Raw genomic sequence first — 24,317 nt, 5'->3', positions numbered from 1 at the left:
ATCATAACTATTTTGGAGGACTTACCATGGAACAATTCAGACTGCCGAAAATTCCAATGCCGAAGCTCGAAATGCCAAAGGCGATTCAAGACGTATTAGCGGAAGCCGAAGAGAAGCTGGCGCACCGTCCGAAGCTTTTGCAATTATTTAAAAACTGTTTCCCAAACACGCTGGAAACGACTACGAAAATGATGGAGGACGGCACGACATTCGTCATTACGGGGGATATCCCGGCATCCTGGCTGCGTGATTCGGTTGAACAGGTGATGCACTATGTCCCGTTTGCGAAAAATGATCCGGATCTTAGCCGCATTCTTAGCGGGCTAATTAAAAGGCATGTGCAATATATTCATATTGACCCTTACGCGAACGCTTTTAACGAATCGGCAAACGATTGGCATTGGAATAAAGCAGATCAAACGGAAATGTCGCCATGGGTGTGGGAACGGAAATTTGAACTTGATTCCTTGTGTTTCTCGATGCGTCTGGCTTACGCCTATTGGAAGGAAACGGAACTGACGGATATTTTCGATGCCGGTTTTAAAGCGGCGATGATCAAAATTTATGAGCTTTTCAAAACGGAACAGCACCACTTCGAGCAATCTCCGTATCGGTTCACACGGAATAACGGAATTCCGACGGATTCGCTGCGAAATAACGGACTAGGAATGCCGGTGAACTATACGGGGATGGTTTGGTCAGGTTTCCGTTCCAGTGATGATGCCTGCGATTTCCATTACAACATTCCTGCGAATATGTTCGCGGTTGTAGCCCTCCGCCATATGCAAGAATTCGCGGAATGGGTGTTCCGGGATATGGATTTCTTAAGTGATCTGAAAGCGCTGGAAGCGGATATTGATCACGGCATTAAACTCTACGGTATCTATCGCCATCCGGAGTTTGGACCGATTTATGCGTATGAGACCGACGGCTTCGGCAACTACTGCCTGATGGATGACGCGGGAACGCCAGGACTCATGTCGATTCCTTATCTGGGATATGTCTCTGCTGACGATCCGATCTATCAGAACACTAGACGATTTGCGCTGAGCAAAGAGAATCCGTTTTATTTTGAAGGGAAAGTGGCAAAAGGGATCGGAAGTCCGCATACGCCGGACAATTATATTTGGCACATGGCTTTGTCCATGCAAGGAATTACGGCCTCAACAGCCGAAGAGAAATTAGCGATGATCGCCATGCTCGAAGCAACGGATGCGGACACCGGATTCATGCATGAAGGTTTTCATGTCGACGATCCAACCATTTTTACGCGAAAATGGTTCGCTTGGTCGAACAGTCTATTCTCCCAGCTCGTGTATAAAGCGATGAAGGAAGGCTTGCTATGAGTCCGAGCCATCCTGTCGTCATTTTCTATGATCCGGCATTCCCGATCAGCGCTTCACTTGAAGTTCCAGCGGCTGAGTTGACAGCGCAAGGTGGAATCCTTGCAGACGCCGACTCGCTGGCGGAAACGCTTCGGCAGGCGGAGGGAGGATGCTTCGTCAACCTGCATGCGCCTTATTTCCCTAAATCCGCATGGCAGGAAATTCTGGCTTTCTTGAAACGCGGCGGAGGATTGTTAAGCGTCGGAGGTGCAGCTTTCAAGCGGCCGGTTCGCTGGCAGGCAGACGGCTGGCACGTGGAAGCAGAGCAAACCGCCTACCACCAGCAGCTGTTCATCCATGAGATACTCCGCGTCGAGTCGAGTCCGATCTTCAGTTATGCGGCTTTAGACAGCATACCGCTGCTGAAGGGGCAAGAATCGATGTTCGCGATTGCCGACACATGGAACATGGTGCCGCATACGACGCGCAACAGTGATTTGCCTCATCAAATGGGTGCCGCTGGAACGATGTGCACGCAGATTTATCCCCTCATGAAGGGCATCGGCAAGGAAGGCCGTGAAGTTGCTGCACCTGTTGTTCTGTGGGAAAACACCCGCGGTGATTTTGTGGGTTCGCGTTGGCTGTTTGTCAATGTCCCATTGAGCGGTGGTTTCTGGCATGATGGCGGAGCTCGGGCTTTGCTCGCGTGGGCGGCATTTTGCGCCAAAGGGGTTACGGAGCTGTGGATCAAGCCGAATTATGCCAGCTACGAGCCTGGCGAGCATCCGGTGCTTTCGCTTCAAACACAACGGATGGGAAGGAACTTGGCGGAAGTCAAAACTCCTTCATGGAAGTTTAATCTGACTGTGGAGCGCGAAGACGGCGCTGGGGCCGGTTGGACGCATCAAATAACAGCAGTCGTGAACAAAGAATTTAATCTTGTGCGCATTCCTGTACCTTTAGAGATTGGGCGCGGCTTGTATCGTGTAACGTGTGTGGCTGAGGCTGAAGATGGAGAGATTCGGGTGCTTCGCCAGGGCTTCTGGGGTCATGATGCAGAGCTGCTCGCTGAAGGCAGTCCAATCACTTGCGATCGCGATTATTTCATCAAAGATGGACGCCCACTGCCCGTTGTCGGGATGACGTACATGACTTCCGATGTCGCTCGAAAATTTTTGTTCTTACCGAACGCGGACGTGTGGGACCGGGATATGGCCCAGATGGCGAAAGCGGGCATTAACTGGATACGTACGGGCATTTGGACGGCGTACCGCAACGTGATGCAGGTGGATGGGCATGCTTCCGAAGAAGTGCTGAGAGCGATCGACGCCTTTTTCTTAACGGCTAAAAAGCATAATTTGCAGGTAACGTTCACTTTCTTCTCCTTTACACCGGAGACTTGGGAAGGCGTGAATCCGTACCTGGATCCGCAAAGCGTAGAGGCACAGAAGCGATTTATTCGCTCCATTGTGTCGCGCCACCGCGAGTCAACACACGTGGACTGGGACTTGATCAATGAGCCGTCCATGTTCGATCCGGCGCAGATTTTTGCGAATGGTCCGCGCTCCAGCCGGGACGCTTTCGAGCAGGCCGCTTTCACAGCTTGGCTGAAGCAGCGTCACGATAACATTGCGCTCCTGCAAGAACGGTGGAATATGTCGCCGGAACAGCTTCCGACCTTTGAAACGGCGGTCATTCCCGAGGCGGATGAAATCAACTTTGACGTGCAGGATATGCATCGGGCCAAAAAGGGAACCCGTTGGCTCGATTACTGCCTGTTCTCGATGGATATGCATAATCGTTGGGCGAAGGAGCTCTACGATACGATCAAAGAAATCTGTCCGAATCACCTTGTCGTGGTCGGTCAGGACGAGGCGCTTGGCGCGCAGCGGCCTTCGCCATTCTTTTATCAGGAAGCCGTCGACTATACGACCGTACATTCGTGGTGGCTGAACGACAACCTCGTTTGGGACGGGATTTTTGCCAAAACACACAATAAGCCTAACGTTATTCAAGAAACAGGCATCATGTACGTAGAAACGCCTGATGGTCGCGCCAAACGCTCGGAGAACGAGCTAAGGAGCATGCTGGAGCGCAAATATGCCTACGCATTTTCTACTGGCGGCGCTGGCGCTATTCACTGGATTTGGAATACGAACTTCTATATGGATAATGCGAATGAATCGCATATCGGCGCGCTTCGCGCAGACGGCACGGAGAAGCCGGAGGCGGATGTTTCTTATGATTTCGGACGGTTTATGGCTGAAATCAGGGACCTTTTCAAAGATCGAGAGCTGGAAGACATCGCAGCGATTTTCCCTTATTCGAACGATTTCTCGAACCGGAAATTGGCTTTCGATGCTACGACGCGAATGATACGCGTCCTGGCGTATCAGATGAACATGCCGCTGCGAGCGGCTTCGGAGTATCATCTGGACGTGCTTATGGCCCAACCGCCGAAGTTGATTATGCTTCCGAGCGCTCATAATATTGACGAGCAGGCTTGGGAGAAGCTGCTGGAGGTCGTTAAGACGACAGGGGCGACGCTGCTTGTAACGGGTCCGCTAAGTCTTGATGCTTACTGGAAGCAGACGCCACGCTTAACCGGCGAGCTGGGCGAAGCGGAGCTTCAGAATGTGCGCCGGGAAGAAATGCTCTTGCTGCATGGCGAGAAGCTGCCGGTATCTTTCGGCCAGCGCCGCATTGCCGAGGTGGTTAAAGAAGTTCGCACCGCAGGTTCCGAAGTTGTAGACGGCAGCCGGGGCGATGCGGTTGTCGACATTCCGCTTGGACGCGGCAAGCTGATTTGGAGTCCTCTGCCCGTTGAACTGAACGAACGGACGGAGACCGTGCTTGCTTTATATCGCCACGCGGTAGAAGCAGCAGGCTGCGACAGCGGTATGCAGTGGAAGCAAGGCGGCGATATCGCTGGCGTGTACGGAAGGAAGCTGCGTTATAAGGAAGGTTTCCTGTACGTTTTCGTTTCCGAATATGCTTGGGATGCGGACATTGAAGTGAAAGACACGGATAGCGGAGCAACGTATGGCTTTACGTTGAAGAAAGAGCGTTCCGTGTTATTTGCAGCTAATGTGAAGGGCGAAATCTTATCTGTCTACCGACCGGATGAAGTTCAAATTGAGAGGAGCTAAGCCATGAGCACCAAACGAACAGCTCATATCATTTCCCATACGCACTGGGATCGGGAATGGTATTTACCATACGAGAAACATCATGTACGCCTTGTGAAATTGGTGGACACTTTGCTGGATAAATTAGATAACGATCCGAATTATCGCAGTTTTTACTTGGATGGACAAACCATTATTCTAGAGGATTACTTGCAAGTCCGACCTGATCAAAAAGGGAAGCTTGAAAAATATATCCAAGATGGCCGAATCATCATCGGGCCTTGGTACATTCTGCAGGATGCTTTCCTGACTAGCGGTGAAGCCAATGTGCGTAATATGCAAATTGGGCATCAAGATGCAAGAAAATATGGCTCTGTAGCCAAAATCGGCTATTTCCCGGATACGTTCGGGCTTGTAGGCCAAACGCCGCAGTTGATGCAGCAATCCGGCATTACGAACGCTTTTTTCGGCCGTGGGGTTAAGCCTACAGGTTTTAACAATACGGTCTCTGATAGCGACTATGAATCCTCATTCTCTGAATTGATGTGGGAAGGACCGGATGGTTCAAAGGTTCTGGGTATTCTTTTCGCAAACTGGTACTCTAACGGAAATGAAGTCCCTGTGGATCTCGAGGAAGCTAAGGCATATTGGGAGCGGAAGCTGTCGGATGCCGAAAAATACGCTTCGACGAGCGAGCTGCTCTTCATGAACGGCTGCGATCATCAACCGATTCAGCTTGATTTGCCTGAGGCAATTGAAACGGCAAGGGAGTTATATCCGGACACGGTATTTATTCATTCGAATTTCAACGACTATTTGGAGTCTGTTCAGCGTTCATTGAAGCATGAGCTTTCTACGGTCAAAGGCGAGCTTCGCAGCCAACGCACGGACGGCTGGTCGACGCTGGTGAACACGGCTTCGGCGCGTGTTTATTTGAAGCAGATGAATCAACTAGGGCAAGCGATGTTGGAAAAAGTCGCAGAACCGCTGGCTGCATTCGCACATACGCTTGGCGTCGGGGAGAAATACCCGCATCATCTGTTCACGTATGCGTGGAAAACACTCATGCAGAACCATCCGCATGACAGTATTTGCGGGTGCAGCGTGGATGAAGTGCACCGCGAAATGGTCACTCGTTTCGAGAAAAGCCGCCACGTGGCGGAAGCGATTGTGGAGGAAAAATCCCGCGCGCTTGCTGACGCGGTTGATACATCGAGCTTCGAGGGAGCAGGCAAAGACGCCCTGCCGGTCGTTGTTTTTAACACTTCGGGTTGGGAACGTACCGGCGTTGTCAGTATTGAAATTGATGCGCTTAGCCTGTACTTCCGTGACGGTTATAAGCTTGAAGAGGCAAGCCGTCTTGCCAAGGAAGCGGATCTCACGGGGCGTGTGCTCGTAGATGAGCAGGGGACAGAGATTTCCTGTTCTATGGAAGATCTCGGTTTGCAGTTCGGCTACGATTTGCCGGACGATAAATTCCGCCAGCCGTATATGAGCCGCAAGGTGAAGCTGACTTTTGAAGCGGAGAAGGTGCCTGCTTTAGGTTTGAAGACGTATGCTTGGGTGAAGAAAGAGTCGACAGTAACTCAGCAGGATTCCTTGATCACGGCAGATCGCGTAATGGAAAATGATGCGCTGAAAATCGCTATTGCAGATGACGGCTCGTTCAGCCTGTTGGACAAAAAGAGCGGCCGTACGTACCGCGATTTGGGTGTATATGAGAATACCGGGGATATCGGTAACGAATATATGTACAAACAGCCGGACGGCGAAACGCCGCGTACGACCAAGGGCAGCGTTGCGCAGATTCGCGTGCTGCAAGATACGGCTTATCAAGCCGCGATCGAAATCATCCATGAATGGGTGATCCCTGCATCGGCCGATGAAAAGCTGGATGAAGAGCAGCGCGATTTGATCTACTTCCCGCATCGGAAAGCCCAACGTTCCACACGTATGGTGCCAATGACGATTCGCACAGTTGTCTCTTTGAGCCGCAGTGGTAAAGGGGTAGAGATTGAAGCGACGCTCAACAATCAGGCGAAAGACCATCGCCTGCGGATGCTTTTCCCTACGGATTTGGATACGAGTGTTCACCAGGTGGACTCCATGTTTGAAATCCCGCAGCGCAGCAACAAGCCGGCAGCGGAATGGGAGAATCCAAGCAATACCCAGCATCAACAGGCTTTTGTTGATGTCAGTGAAGCGGGAGCAGGACTTGTTGTGGCTAACCTCGGGTTGAACGAATACGAAGTCCTGCAGGACGGGCGTAATACAATTGCTGTGACCTTGCTTCGTGCCGTTGGCGAGCTTGGCGATTGGGGCTTGTTTCCTACGCCGGAAGCGCAATGTTTAGGTGAGCACACGGTTCGCATGCAGATCATTCCGTACAGTGATCAAGCTATGCAGTCTGCCGCGTATGCGGAGGCTTATCAATTCCAAATCCCGTGGACGTTAAGTCAGACGGGAGTTCACGTTGGCAGTATTGCGCCAACATATGCACCTTTCGAGTGGGAAGGCGGAGATTTGGCATTCTCTTCGCTGAAAATGAATGAAGGCACGGGCGATCTGCTGCTGCGTTGGTACAACATGAGGTCTCATGCGGCTGAATTGAAGCTTCATTCGAATACGCCTTATTACTACTTCTACAAGAGCACGATCTTGGAAGATCACGGTGAGCGTGTGGATACCGATGCATCAGGCCGTTTGACACTGCCGGTTGGCCGTTGTGAAATTGTAACGATCGGGGTTTCCCGCTGAATAATGAAAAAGAGCTAAGCGGCTTCTGCGCTTAGCTCTTTTTCATTATATGCGTTGCTGCAGGGAGGGGCAGTGAGTGCGCTTTCATGGATACAGGTGACTGTTCATGACGACAGCGCACAGCGGACCTTTCAACGCCGAAGCCATGGCAGTCATCCTTGCTCAGGACACAAAAGCCGCTTTTTCTCATCGGAAGCATCATAAGCAGCAAGAATAGATGAAAGCAAGCCAGGGAAACGTTGCTCTAAATCTTCTGTTCTTAATGAGATAAGGCGTTGAGTGCCTTGGACGCGAATATTCACAACGCCGGCTTCTCTTAAAGTTCGAGCATGATGAGACATGGTTGATTTTACAACAGGTACTTGGAAGTCGCCGCAAGGTCGTTCGTTCAAAGTGCTGAGTTCAGAGACGACATGCAAGCGGATAGGATCGCTCAAAGCATATAAGACGGTGGACAAATGAATGTCTGCAATATCTGGATGATGTAAATGTTTCATTCTAGAGCCCCCTTATTTATTTCGGGATAACGATTGTATTATAGCATAACTCATGTTATTATTCTATTGTTCGATAATTATCGAATTATTAAATTGGATGAGGAGGCGAATAAACGCCATGCAAAAAGATACAAATCAAGCACAAGAGAGTGGCATCAAAAAAGAAGGAGTCGTTCTCTTTCTGCTCGGATTAACGATTGTACTCGTCATCATGAACACGATGATGTTTAACTTAGCATTGCCCGATGTGGCCAAAGCGTTCCAACTCACAGCCGCATCCACGTCATGGATCGTAACGGGATATTCCATTGTATTCGCGATCTCATCCATTACGTATAGTCGACTTGCCGATTTTGTTCCAATAAGAAGGCTTTTCGTTATCGGAATCCTGTCGCTAAGTATTGGGGCCATCATGGGATTATTCAGCAACAGCTTCGCTGTTCTGCTAATTGTCCGCATCCTGCAAGCCTCCGGAGCGGGTTCAATTCCAGCACTGGCGTTAGTCCTTTTGTCCCGTTACATTCCATTGGAACGCAGGGGTAAAGCGATGGCGTTGATTATGTCTTCCGTCGCATTTGGACTTGGGTTCGGCCCTGTTGTCGGCGGATTTATCGTAGAGTTCTTAGGTTGGCATCTTCTGTTTGTCGTAACGGCTATCACTTTGGTGCTAGTGCCTCTGTATATGAAGCTCATTCCAAAAGAAGAACCACGTAAAGGTTCTTTCGACGCGCTAGGCGCACTATTCATTGGTGTAGGTACGACCGGACTTCTTTTATTCTTAACGAACCATTCTCTCATTGCGCTGCTTGCCGGGCTTGTCTCGATCGTTCTTTTTATTGTGCGCATCCGGTCTGCAAAAGATCCTTTCGTACTTCCGTCGTTATTTGCGAATCGTTCGTTTCTTATTTTAGGCGCTGTGGGTGTAGCCGCGTATTTGTGCAGCTTCGCAACCTTGTTTCTCATGCCGCAGATTTTGGTTAAACAGTATCACTTAAGTGCGATTCAAGCGGGTTTGGTGATTTTCCCAGGATCAGCTCTCGCGATGATCATTTCCCGTCAAGTTGGCCGTATCATTGACTTACGCGGCAATAGCTCGATCATTCGATATACGCCACTGCTACTACTGGCATCTGTGATTCTTTTTGCCTTATTCGAGGGCATCTCCTTCTTCTCAATCATGTTCATCTATATGTTAATGAGCGTAAGTTATACGATCTTAACGAGCAGTATATCCAACGAAATGTCGAGACTGCTTCTTCCATCACAGATTGCGTCCGGCCTTGGATTATTTCAGCTGCTGCAATTTTTCAGCGGAGCGTTCGGGGTTGCAGCAACGGCAAGTGCCCTTGTTTGGCAGAAAGATCTGCCGCTCGCCCATGCTTACAGCAATATTTACTGGGGACTTACGCTGATTGTCATTCTAGCCATCGTGTGCGCGATTGCGTACCTCCGGGCTGCTTGGAGAAAAGCACAGCCTGCCGCTTAATATACTTGGAACGAGTAAGGTTGGTTCATTTGTCTTTTATGGCGAATGACCAACCTTTTCCTATTTTCTAATTCCTCGATTTGTTATAATGGCGAAGTCGTATAGATCAGTCATACTTGGAGGTCTTCAAATGCTGCATGAAATGTTTAAAAAGGTACTTTTCTGTTCAATCGCATTAATCGTTTTTATCGTTACAGGATGTTCGCAACAAACAGCGGTTCCCACAGTAGTAGTCTCGCCATCACCGAGTGCGTCAACAACGCCTGCATCCGTACCAGTCGACAGCAAGATGATACCGGCGAAGATCGTGCGTGTCGTCGATGGGGATACCATGAAAGTGTCATTTCAAGAGTCGGGGAAAGTAAAAGAAGAAACAATTAGACTGCTGCTGGTGGATACGCCTGAGAGTGTAGCCCCTGATAAACCTGTTCAACCGTTTGCTCTGGAAGCTTCCAAATTCGCCAAGGATACGTTAACGGATAAAGATGTACGTCTGGAACTGGACGTATCCGAGCGGGATAAATACGGAAGGCTGCTTTGCTATTTATACATAGGGGATAAAATGTTCAATGAAATGCTGCTCGAAAATGGGTACGCCAGAGTAGCCTATATTTACCCGCCGAATGTCAAATATGTCGATAAGTTTCGCGAGATCCAAAAGGCAGCGCAGCTTAAAGGAGTTAACATTTGGAGCGTGGAGAACTACGCCCAAGAAGACGGGTTTCACGAAAATGCCGTGAAAGACAAACCAAGTCCTTCAGCAGCCGCGACGCCTGTGCCGACAGCTGCGCCAACAGCTGCGCCAACAGCTGCGCCAACAGCTGCGCCCACAACTGCGCCGACAGCTGGGCAACTAACGCCATCGCCTACAGTGAAGCCTGCGCCAACGACAGAGTCGAACGTTATTTATAATTCTTGCGCGGAGGCCAAGGCTGCAGGTGTTTACAATATCAAAAGAGGTCAACCCGGATATAGTTCTAAACTTGATCGAGATAATGATGGCGTTGCTTGTGAGAAATGATTCAGGCGCAATCCGCCAATGAACTTTGCTGTTTCCAACCGCGCGCGAATCCCGGGCACGCGGTGTCGCCGACGCATGGCGGCGGTCAAAACCCCACGCTATCGCTCTAGTAGTTTCTCCCTGACGACGGGAACTACAGGGTTCTATTTCTGCGAAATAGGCACTTTTTCGCGCGGAGAGGAACTGTGGGCCGCTATTTGTACGTTTTCTTAAAGAAAACGGGATTAGGCTGTCAAATAAGGACCTGTAGTTCCGCCGAACTTGGAAACGGGCTTAATTTGCTAGAATAGTGCCCTGTAGTTCCTCAAGGGTGTTGCGTTGAGCAAGTTAATGCTAAGATGAGGTTACCCCTCTGACATGGGTTTACACACCAATAGACCGTCAGGATGTTTTGTGGACAAATTTAGATCGGATCGCATCATAAGATAGCCGAAGGGAGACGGTAATCGATGAAAAGAAGTGAAGTAAGCCAGGCGCAGGCGCGGGCTGCGCAAATGCTGGAGGCAAGCGGTATTGTGCTGACAGAGGAGGAAATCCGGCATATTGAAGTGGCTGGTTTCGGGCTCGGCCAATTGGACGTGCAGGGACTTGAATTAGTGACTTATGTCAACAATGATCGTTATTGCGCCAAAGAACTCGTTCTTTTTCCACGGCAAACCTGTCCAGAGCACTTACACCCGCCAGTGGGTGAGGATCCCGGCAAAATGGAGACATTTCGCTGCCGTTCCGGAAAGGTTTTTCTGTATGTGGAAGGAGAAGCGACCCTAAGCTTGAATGCAGTAATTCCTGCAGGAAGCGAAGCTTATTATTCGGTTTTTCACGAAATTGAATTGCATCCTGGTGAGCAGTACACGATAAACCCTGGTATCAAACACTGGTTTCAAGCTGGAGAGGATGGAGCGATCGTTTCGGAGTTTTCCAGTACAAGCCGGGACGAGCATGATCTGTTTACAGATCCTCGTATTGCACGAGTACCGCTCGTGGATGAAGATCTTGAAAACTACTAGCCTAATGTGTGACAATGAGAGTGTTACATAAAATGAGTGAACAAGTTGGAAGCCTTGAAGGAGGATATTTAGCACAATGAGAACGATGAAACTTGGTACAAGCAACTTGGAAGTTCCGGTTATCGCGGTAGGTTGTATGAGAATTAATTCATTGGAAAAAAATGAGGCTGAGCGCTTCGTCCAGTCAGCGATGGATGCAGGAGCCAATTTCTTTGACCATGCTGATATTTACGGTGGAGGCAAGTGTGAAGAAATCTTCTCCGAAGCCATTCATATGAACGATGATATTCGCGAGAAAATCATTTTGCAATCCAAATGCGGCATTCGGAAGGGGATGTTCGATTTCTCGAAAGAACATATTTTGGAATCCGTGGACAATATCCTGAAGCGCCTCAAAACCGACTATTTGGACATTCTGCTTCTGCACCGTCCGGATGCGTTAGTAGAACCGGAAGAGGTCGCCGAGGCTTTTGATCTTCTTGAAAGCACTGGAAAAGTTAGACACTTCGGTGTTTCGAATCAGACTCCGATGCAAATTCAATTGCTGAAGAAATCGGTCAAGCAGCCGCTGGTTGCCAATCAATTGCAGCTAAGTATCACGAACTCCACGATGATTTCAAACGGCATGAACGTGAATATGCTGAATGAATCCGCTGTGAACCGTGACAGCAACGTGCTTGATTTCTGCAGACTGAACGATATCACAATTCAGCCTTGGTCGCCTTTCCAATACGGATTCTTCGAAGGCGTATTCCTTGGCAACGAGAAGTTCCCCGAGTTGAATCTGAAAATCGATGAGATTGCTGCAAAATACGAAGTGAGCAACACCACGATCGCGATCGCATGGCTATTACGCCACCCAGCTCGGATGCAGCCGGTTACTGGCACGACGACGATTGAGCGCTTAATGGATTGCTGCAAAGCAGCTGATGTTCATTTGACACGTCAGGAATGGTATGAGATTTATCGCGCGGCAGGCAATGTGTTGCCATAAGAACTGCTATTCAAAAGACTTCCAGCGCTGCTCGCTGCTGGAGGTCTTTTTTTGATGTTCGTTCGCGGAGCGGAGTAACTGGCATTTCTAACGTTAAAAATGGCGTATGAGTGAAGGGATGGCAGAAGGTTGAAGTTGAGGTGACATCAAACGGCTGATCAACCATATTGAAGGCGTATGTTGCATTATATACAATATAATGGCGTGGTCTGATCGCGAATGCGGTCATTCGCTGCACAATATACAACCATTTATTGCGAAAAGGTGAGATGAAAGCGATTTAGAGCATGAATCGTTGTAAATAGTACAACATGGAGGCGATCTGAGGCCTAATTACAGCCAAATGGTTGTAAAGAATACAACATACTAGCCACTAATAGAGGAAAACGGAGGATGTCCAGTCGGTCATTCAAAGTATTGTCCAAGTATAAGAATGGATGAAATAGAGAAAGGTTATACAGATGCTCAATAGAAAAAATGCTTACCTACTGCTGGTCTTTGTCACAGTTGTTTTAATTGTGTACAGTATTTACGCCAATTTCGTTTTTGATCCACGAGCAACCGCATTTCTAAGTCAAAAGATCGATCTCAAACGAGCGTTACATGTCGCGGTATGGCTGAAGGTGATGCATGTGCATGTCGCATTTGCTTGCTTGGCGATGATCGCGGGTGCGATTAATTTCTCCTCTATCCTTCTTAAAAAATACCGGAAGTTCCATCGCTTGAACGGCTATTTGTACGTTTTATCCGTTATAATTGTTGACCTTACGTCCGGTTACATGGCTCCCTATGCGACCGGTGGGAAGGCTAGCAGCATGGCTTTTAATTTGTTAAATATCATATGGATGTTCTTGATCATCATGGCGATAGTGAAAATCAGAAAAAAACAAATGGACCCCCACCGAAAGTGGATGATCAGAAGTTATGCATTCGTTTTTACCAATTTCTCTATTCATCTGTTGACTGCAATCTTCCACAAGGGATTCAGCCTTCCCTATACGGAGAGCTATACGATTAGTATATATTCTTCGATTGTTTTACTGCTTCTGGTGGGCGAGATGGTTACTCGTATCCCGTCGAAGGCGGCGGGTTAGCAGCTCCTCTCGAATATGACGATTGTCACCTCGAACCGATGACTTGATTCACTTCTGAAAAACTCCCTCAAAGGTGATAATGATATCAATAAATCCTTTAAGGGAGTGTTCAAATTATGAATTCAACAGTATCGATGATGATTTCAGCTTTAATATTCTTTTTTATCCTGCGTGGACAATTAAGTGGAATGAATAAGCCGCTCAAAAAATCAGGCGTAACGCTGCTGCTGCCAATCTTATATATTTCAACTTCATTCACGCAGTTGTTCGATCCATCGCTGCATATCCGTGAAGGGCAAGTCATTCTTGCACTTTTGATCGGTATGGTTGTCTCCATCCCCCTTATCTTAACGACTAACTTTGAAGTGCGGGACAACGGCAACACATTTATTAAACGTAACAAAACGGTGTTCGTGCTGCTGATTGTAATCTTTGCACTACGTTTCCTTGCCGTAGCAACAATAAAATCAATTGATCCAAGCACACTGAGTTTTATGTGCAACCTCTTTACCTTTGGGTACATCGCGACTTGGCGCATTACGAGTTATGTGAAGTTCCGCGGCGTAAGCTCTTCAAAACAAGCGATGTTACATGTTTAAATCATTAGCGGCGCATCCTGCGCTGCTTTTTTGCATTTATGGAGACAATGCGGACATTTACATGATGATGACATGTTTTATTTTTGACACTCTTTCTTGATAGCTTTGGCTTGTGAGTTTTTTGTGAGTATGAAATGATAGAATGACTCGAATTGTTGTTTTTAGAGAAAGAGGGAGTCTTCATGCACAAGCTTCGGCAGTTCATTGGTATCGTTGTGGTTTTTTCTCTCTCTGTTCTTTTATTCATAGGCATTTATTCGCAGGCCACTCCGAATAAGGTTGATCAGCCTGCGAAACATGGCATGTTGGATTTAAGGAACTGGGATCTTCATCAACAGGGGTTAACCTCTCTGGACGGAGAGTGGGAGTTCTATGAAGGGAAGCTCCTGGAACCGGGAGATTTTCATAATGGACCGAGACCGGACGTAACCTATTTAACGGTACCTGGTACATGGAAGGGCAAAGATAACGAACAAGGAATGAGCCGGAAAGGGTTTGGAACCTATCGACTCAAGGTGCTTGTCCAAGGGAACGATGATGACATCTATGGGGTTAAATTAAGAAGTATCCGAATGTCGCATCGACTATACATTGACGGCCAATTGCAGGGGGAGAGCGGACGGCCAGCTGAAAGCAAGGCCATGAGTGCGCCAGGTAATACGCCTTACAGCGCATTTTTCCATACCGATGCCAAGGAAATTGAATTCATCATCCAAGTGTCTAACTATGAATTTTTCACGGGGGGAATTGTCAATTCGATTCAGTTCGGATCGCACAAAGATATTGCGAGCTTGGATAATATTTTAACGGGTAGCGATATGGTGGCTATTTTTGTTTTGGTCATGTTCGGAACGTACCATATCAGTTTCTATCTTCTTAGGAAGCAGGAGAAAACCTACTTGCTCAGTGGGTTATATTTGTTCTCGCTTTCTATTGTTCAATTACTTTTTGGCGAAAAGATTTTTCAGAGGCTGCTGCCGAATATCCCTTTCGATATCGTGTACAAAGCGCTGGATGTCAGTCAATTCCTAAGCTCGCTTTTAAGTATTTTGTTTTTTTGCTCCCTAGACAAAAGGTTAATTCCGCGTCAAAAGATGATGTGGCTGCTCTCGCCGATTCTGCTTTATTTAGCTGTCATTATTGTACTGCCTTATTCGCTTTATAATGAGGTCAGATATGCATTTTTTGTCTACATCGGACTTGTTCCACTTTATATTCTTATAAGAATGGTCCAGTTATATATGCGCAGTCAGCGTGGTGGGCACGATCGGAAAGAGATCTTGCTTTTCATCGCTGCAATCATCTCGTTGTTAATTTTTTTGATAGACGGTTCGCTGTATGCCGAGAATGCGGTTGCTTCAGATCTTTTAAGTAAAGTAGGAGTTATTTGTTTCATTACTTTAATGAATATTTTACTGGCTGTACGGTTTAAAAACGCCTACGAAAAAAATGAGCTGCTGACGCACCAATTAGTCGTTTCCAACCAGCTGAAAGATGAGTTCTTAATGCACACCTCACATGAGGTCAAAACGCCACTTCACGGGATTATGAATATTACCTCCTATTTACTTGATGATGATGAACATAATTTGTCTGCGAAGCAAAAGGAAAGTCTTTGGCTCATCAAGGATACATCGATCAAGCTTTCTATGCTGATGCGCGATTTGATCGATGTCTCTCGATTGAAGCAGGGCGAGCTGAGGCTGCAAATGGGCGTTGTAGATGTCAGGACTGTAACTCAGATTGTGTTTGATGTTTTGCAATTTGAACTAGCTGGTAAAACGGTACGGTTGGATAATCAGGTTCCGCCGGACGTTTGGGTTGAAGCTGACGAGAATCGCTTACGCCAAGTTATGTACAATTTGATCCATAATTCTATCAAACATACATATACAGGAAGTATCACGCTTACAGCAACCGTTGCTGAGGGAATTGTCTATATTACAGTGGCAGATACCGGAACCGGCATTCCGAAAGATAAGCATACGAAAATATTCGAGTATTTTGATCAGCTGGATCAGAGGTTGCCGGATGATGGGTACACGGGTATGGGGGTTGGTTTGTATATTAGTAGAAAGCTCGTCGAACGAATGGGGGGACGAATTGGAGTCGACTGGTCTGAGGTTGGTCAGGGAACACGCATGATCTTCTCATTGTCCAAGGCGGCGGAGAAAGCTCTTATCTACGAGCACACGCATGATGAATTGGAGGGGCAATCAGGTCGAGTCATTCCCAGACGCGATTCACTGGACATTTTGGAAGAGCATGCTTCTACGATAATGATTGTAGATGACGAAGCTTCCAATATCTACACATTGCTGAACATTCTAAAAAGATACCGTTACAATGTGGTCACTGCCTTCTCGGCTAAGGAAGCTATGGCGAAAATGAAGGAGTACCCGCAGATTGATCTGGTCATTCTTGATGTCATGATGCCAGGTGTCTCGGGTATCGAGTTGTGCCGTATGCTGCGTACGCATCACTCCATTCTAGACCTTCCTATTTTGTTTGCCACAGCCAAGGATACGCTTCAAGACATCGCTCTTGGCTTCAGGGCAGGAGCAAACGATTATTTGACCAAACCGTTCGAAGCAGAAACGCTGCTTGCACGAATACATACGTTAATTGCTATGAAAACGTCGATCCAAGAGGCGATTATGAGCGAGCTCGCATTCCATCAGGCTCAAATTAAACCGCATTTTCTGTACAATGCGCTGAGCAGCGTCATTTCGTTTTGTTATACGGATGGGGAGAAAGCAGCCTATCTATTATCGAAGCTCAGCCAGTATTTACGCTATATTTTAGACATGGACCGCCATGAGTTGTACGTCAGTTTAGGACGTGAATTGGAACTGATTGACGCCTATGTTGAGATTGAGAAGGCGCGTTTCGGTGAGCGTTTTGATGTTAGATATTATGTCGATGACGATCTCAAGGATATATCGATTCCTTCCTTGTGTATTCAGCCTTTTATCGAAAATGCCATTCGTCATGGCTTGTTTGAAAAGGATGGGCATGGCACCGTAACATTATCCATTCAGGAGGGGGATCGCTATTTGCAGATAGCTGTTCAAGACGATGGCGTCGGGATTCATGATGATCTGCTTTACAGTATTGCCAGTGGCAGGTCACGTACAGGCGGAATCGGGATTGCGAACATCCGCAAACGGTTGGATGCGATTCCTGGCGCGACAGTAACTGTAAGCTCAGAGCTCGGACGCGGAACGAAAGTTGTGATGTATTTGCCACTAACATCTACGGAATTTGCGACTATGGAGGAAAGGGGGGCGAAGATTGTTTAAGGTTATCATTGTCGAAGATGAAAAGCCGATTCTCGAGCTTATGAAGGTTCTTATCGGCCGCAACGGGCATTTTGAGATTGTGGGGACTTTCAGCAATGGTTTGGAGGCGCTTGAAGGGCTGCAAGAACTGAAACCGGATATTGCCTTCCTGGATGTGGAAATGCCCAAGATGAACGGACTGGAACTCGCGCAGCGATTAAATGAACGATTAGAGCATACCCGCATCGTGTTTACGACGGCGTATAAAGACTATGCTGTGGATGCATTTAAAGTTTACGCGTTCGATTATTTGCTAAAGCCGGTTACACCGGCTGCAATTGAACGTTTGACTAGCAGGTTAAACAAGCTTGAACGTCCTACTGTTGCAGAGGAGAAAAAAGAACGCCACATGCAAGTACGATGTCTGGGTGGATTCGATGTTAGGAGTCAAGACGGCATGGTTGTCCGTTGGCCTACGAGAAAGACGGAAGAATTATTTGCCTATCTCCTGTGTCACTTGAAACAGGATATTAGTAAATGGCAGCTAGCGGATATATTATGGCCGGAGATGCCGGAGGACAGAGGCTCTCATAATTTGCACAATACGATCTATCGTCTCAAAAAGCTGCTCAAAGAGCAAGAGATTGGCATGGACATCGTGAAAACGAATGAAGGTTATCTGCTTGATCCTCTGCAAGAAGGACTGGATTTAATGGAATTTCAAAATGCTGTGGGAGACGGTTTGCAGGATCTCGCACTAGCGGATCGTGCGTGCTCGCTGTATCGCGGACCTCTTTTGGAACGGAAGGATTATATCTGGAAATCTCAGCTGGAGGAAAGCTATGCCAAGCATTATACGGTGCTAATGAGAAGCTTGGTTAAGCAAGAAATGGCCGTTGAGGCGTGGACCAAGGCAGAACAAAGGTTGGATGTGTATTTGTCATTATACCCTTTAAACGAAGAAATGCATCAATTACTAATGGATATCTATGCTTCTAGTGGACGGCAGGAGCTGGCATTCAAACATTATACCAGCTTCGAATCGCTATACAGGCAAGAATTAGGCATCGAGCTGCCGAAAGTGATGAGAGACAGGGCATCCGCGTATTTATAGAACGCAGGAATGGGGCTGTTCCGAGAGTAGAAGGTTCTACTTCGGGACAGCTCTTTTTGTGCTTGAATGCTTCACGACACGCGGAGTGCACCACTTGGGTGAATTTATCAAGTTATGTCGAAAAGTTTGTGAGAATCTTGGGAGACGCGTGTGATAACATGCATGTCAATGAGTAATTTGTCATATTATGGGTCCTAATATCGAGTGCCCAGGGAGGACTAGCGAATGAGACAGAAACGAATGAGAAGAAAAAAAGACAGGATGAAGAAAAAATATGCGTACCTCGTAGCGATGCTGGCGATGCTGGGTGCACACGCCGTGATGGTGAATAAGGCGGAAGCAAAGCCTGTGTGGGCAGATGATAATTTTCTTCAGTATGTGAATTATAGCAGTACCTTTTCTAAATTTTCGAATGAAAATGATGACTATGATGAAAGCAATTTGCAAGCGAATGGCTCCTATATCCCAAAGTTCCCTAACAACCTTACATTAGCGCCAAAAAGTACGGGTTCCGATGACGACGGTTATGCGCTCGGAGGATGGATTGCGCCCTCAGATCTCCCGAGTTCGCTCGTAGATCCTGCGAGAATGAATCAGTTGGAGTTTAAGGTGGACGCCTCCGTGCGAATTGATGACAATGACACAATGATTATTGTAACGAATGGAAACCAATACAAGCGCGCCAAGGATAACAACGATACTGGCATGGCCAAACTGTACGATATGACTTCGGGATGGAATCCGTTTCAAGCCAGCGGCAACAGCATTCAATTTGTACTGGATGACGTCAATACACCACTTAGCCGATACGAGCGAATTAAAATGTCCTTGGCTGATGTGGTTGGCCCCGGTTTGCAATCTATTTCTGTATCGAATGCCGGCGATGGCAAGTTTCATCTCGGAGAGACGATAGAATTTGTCCTGCATTTTGATGAGCTGGTGAATATCGACACTTCCTTCGAACTCCCAATGAATACAGGGAAAAAGGCTGTGTATTTCTCGGGCAATGGAACGAAAGACATCGTCTTTCACTACACGGTCGTAGCGGACGATATGACGCGAAGCGATATTGGCAAGCAGCCCTACAATCAGGGCAGATACCTTGGGATCGGCAGCAGAGCACCAAGCGAGTGGGATCTCAATCAAGGCGGAGACGATAAGATTGGTGCAATACTCCCGCCGAATGTTAAGGATCTCTCGGATAACGAAATGCTGGGCAGCACAATGGGTAATCCTTACAACTGGAAAAGTAAATACGACGCCAATTACACATTCACTGGCGGATCAAGTTACTACAACCAATTGGACAGCAGCAAGATCCAGGTAGACGGTATCGTACCGGTTATCCATGAAGTTCAAGTAACAACCTCTACAGGGACAAAATTTATAAAAGCAGGAGACAAGCTAACCGTTAAGCTTTTGCTGGATGATGTGGTTTCCGGAACAGATGGCTACATCACATTCAACAATGGCAAGAAAGCCCTGTATCAATCAGGCAGCGGTTCGAAGGTAGTCACCTACCAATACGTCGTTCAGCCTGAAGATGAAGGGAACGATCTGGCGTATTCGAATTTCATCGGCCATCTAGGGATCACCGACGATTATGGCAACACACCGATGATACAGAATGGCTACAATCCTCCTTTATCGCTGGATGGCGAAGCGATCTGCGTCGATGCGAAACTGCCGACTGTGTTATTTCAGTCTGCTACAGAAGGGACCACTCAGCGTCAACACACGGTTCAGTTGAACGTAATTGAGCAAGGCTCTGGCGTGAAAGGGGACGTACTTCAATATGCTTGGCTCCAATCTCCGGGCGAGCAGAATGTTACCTGGGTGACATACGGGATCATGGACGGCAAATTGCCTACCATCTCGAAGAGCAATATGAATGGTGACTGGTATGTGGCGGTATTGCTGGAGGATCGTGCAGGCAATAGGAATCAGATTACGAGTCCAGCCATTCGTTTCGATAACATCCAGCCGGTAATTGCGATTACGCCTAACGGCAGTGGTAATCAGTTTCTGGGATCACTGACACCGCAAGTGAACGTAACCGATGAGAACTCGGGTGTGGACGATGCCAAGCTGGAATACCAATGGGTGTACCACGATGATGAGGCCAATGAACTCGACTGGCTCCCCTTCCAGAATGGCCATCCTGTCCAAACACCGCAATTTCCTGAACATGGCCGGTACACGTTGTATGTGCGTGCTTATGACAGGGCAGGAAATAAGTCGGAGGCCGTCACTTTGCCATTTTATTTGGACACGAAACCACCGGAAATAAATATGACGCCAGACGGCAATTTGACGCAGCAGAGTATGCAAAAAGCGCAGATTAGCGCAGTAGACGCGAATAGCAATTTAAAATCGTTGATGTACGGCTGGAGCCAGGATGCCGATCCGAAAAATGCAGCTTGGAAGGAGCTCGGCTCACGGCGCGAGGTCTCAACTGACGACGAAGAACAACGGATGGAAGGTGTATGGTTTCTGCATGTACGTGCGTCCGATATTTGGGGAAATGAGGCATTCCAGAGCCGTGCATTCTACGTTGATAATACGCCGCCAACCGTCGTGTTTCAGTATGCGCCATCCGTGACAGCAACGGTCAAGGAAGCAGTGGCTACCGTGAGAGCAAAGGATGCCAATACGATCTCAGCGCTTTACTATCAATGGACTACATCAGAAACAAAACCCGGTATGGCGGACGCCAGCTGGCTTCCTTTTGCAAACGGCTCGAAGCTTTCCAAAAATAATGTGGATGGCGATTGGTTTCTCCATATTAAAGCTGTTGATTCATTCGGCAACGAAAGCATCACCACATCAAGGGTATTTAAGCTAAGCCATTCTGCGCCAAAGAGTTCCGATTTCCAGACCGATATGCCAACACATACGAATGCTGATGAAGTCAAAATTCAAATAAGTGCTCCATCGAAAGAAACCTATTCTTATCATATCGAAGACCAAAACCAGCATGAAATCCAAACGGGCCTAATAACGGACGGTTCAACGGAATTAACGTTGGCGATGCCTTCCGAGGAGGGGACTTATACCTATAGCTTCAGCTTTGAAAATGAGGTTCAAAACCGTAGTGACAAAGTGTTTCGGTCGATTGTTGTAGACAAGACTCTTTCTGTAGCCGAAGTCGTGTATAGCGAGACTGCACAGACACGCAATCCTGTAACCGTCCGATTAACGAATCTCTACGATAATGAGACGCTTGCAAGCGAACTTCAGCTGCCTGACGGCGAGAGTCATACCTTTCAGGAAAACGGCAGCTATACGTTTAAAATTGTGGACAAGGCCGGCAATGAGCGGTTGATTCCTGTTCAGGTGACGAATATTGATAACGTTATGCCGAATATTCGAATCGCTGCCGGACAGGGGCAACAGCCGAGTCGGACCGTGAGTGCTGCTGTTTATGCCGAAGACAACCGGACTGCAAAGGGAGATATCCATCTCTATACACAATGGACCCCTACGGAGTCAGCGCCGGATCTGTCCGATGCCAATTGGAAAGCCATAGCGAATGAAGCGCTTGTTACTGAAAGTGAGCTGGAATCCGGTGCATGGTTCCTGCATGTGAAAGCGGTCGATCAAGTCGGAAATACCGCAGTACTGACAAGCGACAAGCAGATCGTTGACCGCAATGCCCCTTTCGCCACTATCGTGTATTCCACGGTAGAACCAACTGCCAATACAGTAACTGCGCATGTCACATTTGATAAACCTGGTGTTCGTATACTCAATACACCAGGGGGTATACCTTTTTATACGTTCGGTGCCAACGGATCCTTCACCTTTGAATTTGAAGACGAGGCTGGCAACCGCAGCAGCGCCTTGGCGACCGTCGATCAAATCAATCCGGTCCTGCCGAAGGCTGACATTTCGGTTTCAACCACGGATATCACGAATCAAGATGTGTTGGTTACGATGGCAACGGCCAATAACCGATTTACGTTAGCCGATTTCATGTTCGAGGCGGGCATGGGCGAGCAGTTCGTAAGCAGTCAATCCGATGGCGCAGCGGTGACGGAATCCGTCTACAGCATTGCACAGAATGGCCTGATTTCATTTGTGATTAGAGACAGGAATGGGGAAGTGGCCGATCAGCCTGTGAAAGTGCCCGTGTGGAATATCGACAAAAAGGCTCCGTCAGCAACGCTTCGTTACAGCAGCTCGAACTGGACAAGAAGCAGTGTTGGTATTACGCTGCAGCTGGCAGATGAATCGCCGACAGTCATTTTGAACAATCAGGGCAGCAATACCTTCCTATTGGAAGAAAACGGCCAGTTTACGTTCGAGTTTCAGGATGCAGCGGGGAACCGATCTTCCATCACAGCGGAGGTCACGCACATTGATAACGAGGCTCCGACGGCAAGTCTCTCCTACAGCACGACGGAGCCAACGAACAAGCCGGTCACCGTGACGTTGCTAGCTGCCGACAACAGTGGTGCGCCTGTTACTATCGTGAATAACGGTGGACAAGCCAGCTACACGTTCACTGAGAATGGCACATTCTCTTTTATCATCCGGGATCAAGCTGGCAATGAGAGCGTGATTCCAGTCGAGGTTACGAACATTGATAAGAAGAAACCGACGGGCAGCGTGGTCTACAGCACCAAAGCGTTGACCAATGAGGATGTGGTTGCCCAATTATTGGCGGTTGACGACCTCGGTGAACCTGTGACGGTCACTAGCGGAGGCGGTTCCCAGGTTACTTTCAAACAAAACGGCGTGTTCACCTTCACCTTCCAAGATCGAGCAGGCAATGAGGGCACTGTCGTTGCGGGCGTCAATTGGATTGACAAAACACCTCCACGTGGCACGATTACGGCTTCGGAAACGAATCCTACGCAGCAGGATGTCGTGTTGACGTTGGATCTGCCGGAAGGCGGAGACATCATCAATCATGACGGTCAGCACACGATCGTGGCAACAGAAAACGGTGATTACACGTTCAAAGTGGCAGATTCGCTTGGCAATACGGCGGATATCACCTATCGGGTTGACAACATCGACCGAAAAGCGCCGATCGGGCAAATCGTGTACAACACGGACGGGCCAACGAACCAAGATGTCATCGCAACGGTGATTGCTGGGGAAGATTTCAAGGTGCTGAACAATCAGGGCAGCAAACAGGTTGTGTTTAAAGAGAACGGCGAGTTCGTGTTTGATCTTCAAGATGAAGCGGGCAATACCTCCTCGGTTAAAGCGACAGTGAATAGAATCGATAGAACTGCACCAACTGTAACGATTAAATACAGCGCTACGAAGCTGACTAATCAGAACGTAACGGCTTCCGTCTACAGCGAAGAGGGCGACAGACTGATAGCCATCAATAATGACGAGAAAACGAGTCTAGTTTTTAAAGAGAACGGCTCCTTCACTTTCATTGTTACGGATGAAGCCGGCAATCGCGTACGCGCTCTCGCGAAGGTTCAGAACATTGACAAATCCGCGCCAATCATCAAATTTGCCAAACCGTATATGATTTTTGAGCCTGGCGAAGAGATCGTCTTGAACGATTTTGAAGCGTATGACGACAGGGATGGCGCAATCGCACCGGATCGCGTCACTCTGAATCCACCGGAAGTGGATGGTTCAACAGGCGGGACGTACATAGTCACCTACAGTACGACGGATGAGGCGGGCAACACGGCTGAGGTGAAACGCCCTGTCCAAGTGTTAACGCCGCAGGATTTTCTAGTTCTGGTGAACGGCAAGTTTGAACCAAGCTCCCAGTATATGGTTGAAGGCAATGAAGTGACTTTCAAAGTCGTTAACTTCGTCGATCAGTACAAAGCTGATTATAAAAAAGGCGACGGCATGCTGAAAAGCGGGGATTTTAAGCAAAACACGACGGCTCTGGAACATGACGTAACAGAGGAGCCAGTTGCCAAAGAAGTCAAGTTCACGGCCAAGCAGCCTGGATGGCATACGTTTTATTTTCAGGATTTGAATCGGCGAACGGCGGTTATCAACATTTACTTCCTTGGAGGTCAGTGAGT

At 47.9% G+C, this 24,317-nt stretch carries 13 protein-coding genes; 12 read left to right on the top strand and 1 reads right to left on the bottom strand.

The features are described 5' to 3' along the window. Positions 1 to 26 precede the first annotated feature (26 nt). Genes AC3WTJ_RS25925 through AC3WTJ_RS25915 form a run of 3 tightly spaced genes read left to right on the top strand, consistent with a single transcriptional unit; the run spans position 27 to position 7,210 of the window. The gene (locus AC3WTJ_RS25925) at positions 27 to 1,346 is read left to right on the top strand and encodes a glycoside hydrolase family 125 protein (RefSeq protein ID WP_492524277.1); all 1,320 of its coding nucleotides are present in this window, start codon (positions 27 to 29) and stop codon (positions 1,344 to 1,346) included. Then, positions 1,343 to 4,474 (top strand): beta-galactosidase, encoded by a 3,132-nt coding sequence (locus AC3WTJ_RS25920; RefSeq protein WP_492524276.1) that lies wholly within the window; start codon positions 1,343 to 1,345, stop codon positions 4,472 to 4,474. The genes AC3WTJ_RS25925 and AC3WTJ_RS25920 overlap by 4 nt, the downstream gene beginning before the upstream one ends. A 3-nt stretch (positions 4,475 to 4,477) precedes the next feature. After that, the gene (locus AC3WTJ_RS25915) at positions 4,478 to 7,210 is read left to right on the top strand and encodes an alpha-mannosidase (RefSeq protein WP_492524275.1); all 2,733 of its coding nucleotides are present in this window, start codon (positions 4,478 to 4,480) and stop codon (positions 7,208 to 7,210) included. 152 nt (positions 7,211 to 7,362) lie between these two features. Here the strand turns inward: AC3WTJ_RS25915 and AC3WTJ_RS25910 are convergent, their stop codons facing one another. Beyond that, the gene (locus AC3WTJ_RS25910; RefSeq protein ID WP_127450461.1) at positions 7,363 to 7,707 is read right to left on the bottom strand and encodes an ArsR/SmtB family transcription factor; all 345 of its coding nucleotides are present in this window, start codon (positions 7,705 to 7,707) and stop codon (positions 7,363 to 7,365) included. A 118-nt stretch (positions 7,708 to 7,825) separates the two neighbouring features. Between AC3WTJ_RS25910 and AC3WTJ_RS25905 the strand changes: the two genes are divergently transcribed. The 9 genes from AC3WTJ_RS25905 (at position 7,826) to AC3WTJ_RS25865 (ending at position 24,315) form a co-directional block, all read left to right on the top strand. Next, positions 7,826 to 9,193 carry an MFS transporter gene (locus tag AC3WTJ_RS25905; RefSeq protein ID WP_492524274.1) on the top strand — a complete coding sequence of 456 codons (1,368 nt, stop codon included), beginning with the start codon at positions 7,826 to 7,828 and terminating at the stop codon, positions 9,191 to 9,193. Positions 9,194 to 9,323: 130 nt separating this feature from the next. Next, complete coding sequence (locus AC3WTJ_RS25900; protein WP_492524273.1) at positions 9,324 to 10,214, top strand: thermonuclease family protein; 891 nt, start codon at positions 9,324 to 9,326, stop codon at positions 10,212 to 10,214. A 449-nt stretch (positions 10,215 to 10,663) separates the two neighbouring features. After that, the gene (locus AC3WTJ_RS25895; RefSeq protein ID WP_492524272.1) at positions 10,664 to 11,221 is read left to right on the top strand and encodes a D-lyxose/D-mannose family sugar isomerase; all 558 of its coding nucleotides are present in this window, start codon (positions 10,664 to 10,666) and stop codon (positions 11,219 to 11,221) included. A gap of 76 nt (positions 11,222 to 11,297) precedes the next feature. Next, positions 11,298 to 12,215 (top strand): aldo/keto reductase, encoded by a 918-nt coding sequence (locus AC3WTJ_RS25890; RefSeq protein WP_492524271.1) that lies wholly within the window; start codon positions 11,298 to 11,300, stop codon positions 12,213 to 12,215. A gap of 461 nt (positions 12,216 to 12,676) precedes the next feature. Next, positions 12,677 to 13,309 carry a DUF2306 domain-containing protein gene (locus AC3WTJ_RS25885; RefSeq protein ID WP_492524270.1) on the top strand — a complete coding sequence of 211 codons (633 nt, stop codon included), beginning with the start codon at positions 12,677 to 12,679 and terminating at the stop codon, positions 13,307 to 13,309. A gap of 116 nt (positions 13,310 to 13,425) precedes the next feature. Beyond that, on the top strand, positions 13,426 to 13,908 hold the full coding sequence (locus AC3WTJ_RS25880; protein ID WP_492524269.1) for a CcdC protein domain-containing protein: 483 nt from the start codon (positions 13,426 to 13,428) through the stop codon (positions 13,906 to 13,908). A 182-nt stretch (positions 13,909 to 14,090) separates the two neighbouring features. Further along, on the top strand, positions 14,091 to 17,210 hold the full coding sequence (locus AC3WTJ_RS25875) for a hybrid sensor histidine kinase/response regulator (protein ID WP_492524268.1): 3,120 nt from the start codon (positions 14,091 to 14,093) through the stop codon (positions 17,208 to 17,210). Then, positions 17,203 to 18,303, top strand: coding sequence for a response regulator (locus AC3WTJ_RS25870; protein WP_492524267.1), 1,101 nt, complete (start codon positions 17,203 to 17,205; stop codon positions 18,301 to 18,303). The genes AC3WTJ_RS25875 and AC3WTJ_RS25870 overlap by 8 nt, the downstream gene beginning before the upstream one ends. A 225-nt stretch (positions 18,304 to 18,528) precedes the next feature. Then, a complete protein-coding gene (locus AC3WTJ_RS25865) occupies positions 18,529 to 24,315 on the top strand; it encodes an Ig-like domain repeat protein (protein WP_492524266.1) in 5,787 nt (1,928 codons plus the stop codon). Positions 24,316 to 24,317: the final 2 nt, after the last annotated feature.

It is taken from the genome of Paenibacillus sp. FW101-FHT12H11 (assembly GCF_058790355.1).
The sequence above is the reverse complement of the archived record's forward strand: the minus strand, read 5'-3'. Positions and strand labels throughout refer to the sequence as shown.

Bases quoted from the DNA above. Each gene is read 5' to 3' on its own strand.
- AC3WTJ_RS25925 (WP_492524277.1), top strand. From the start codon at position 27: ATGGAACAATTCAGACTGCCGAAAATTCCAATGCCGAAGCTCGAAATG.
- AC3WTJ_RS25920 (WP_492524276.1), top strand. From the start codon at position 1,343: ATGAGTCCGAGCCATCCTGTCGTCATTTTCTATGATCCGGCATTCCCG.
- AC3WTJ_RS25915 (WP_492524275.1), top strand. From the start codon at position 4,478: ATGAGCACCAAACGAACAGCTCATATCATTTCCCATACGCACTGGGAT.
- AC3WTJ_RS25910 (WP_127450461.1), bottom strand. From the start codon at position 7,707: ATGAAACATTTACATCATCCAGATATTGCAGACATTCATTTGTCCACC.
- AC3WTJ_RS25905 (WP_492524274.1), top strand. From the start codon at position 7,826: ATGCAAAAAGATACAAATCAAGCACAAGAGAGTGGCATCAAAAAAGAA.
- AC3WTJ_RS25900 (WP_492524273.1), top strand. From the start codon at position 9,324: ATGCTGCATGAAATGTTTAAAAAGGTACTTTTCTGTTCAATCGCATTA.
- AC3WTJ_RS25895 (WP_492524272.1), top strand. From the start codon at position 10,664: ATGAAAAGAAGTGAAGTAAGCCAGGCGCAGGCGCGGGCTGCGCAAATG.
- AC3WTJ_RS25890 (WP_492524271.1), top strand. From the start codon at position 11,298: ATGAGAACGATGAAACTTGGTACAAGCAACTTGGAAGTTCCGGTTATC.
- AC3WTJ_RS25885 (WP_492524270.1), top strand. From the start codon at position 12,677: ATGCTCAATAGAAAAAATGCTTACCTACTGCTGGTCTTTGTCACAGTT.
- AC3WTJ_RS25880 (WP_492524269.1), top strand. From the start codon at position 13,426: ATGAATTCAACAGTATCGATGATGATTTCAGCTTTAATATTCTTTTTT.
- AC3WTJ_RS25875 (WP_492524268.1), top strand. From the start codon at position 14,091: ATGCACAAGCTTCGGCAGTTCATTGGTATCGTTGTGGTTTTTTCTCTC.
- AC3WTJ_RS25865 (WP_492524266.1), top strand. From the start codon at position 18,529: ATGAGACAGAAACGAATGAGAAGAAAAAAAGACAGGATGAAGAAAAAA.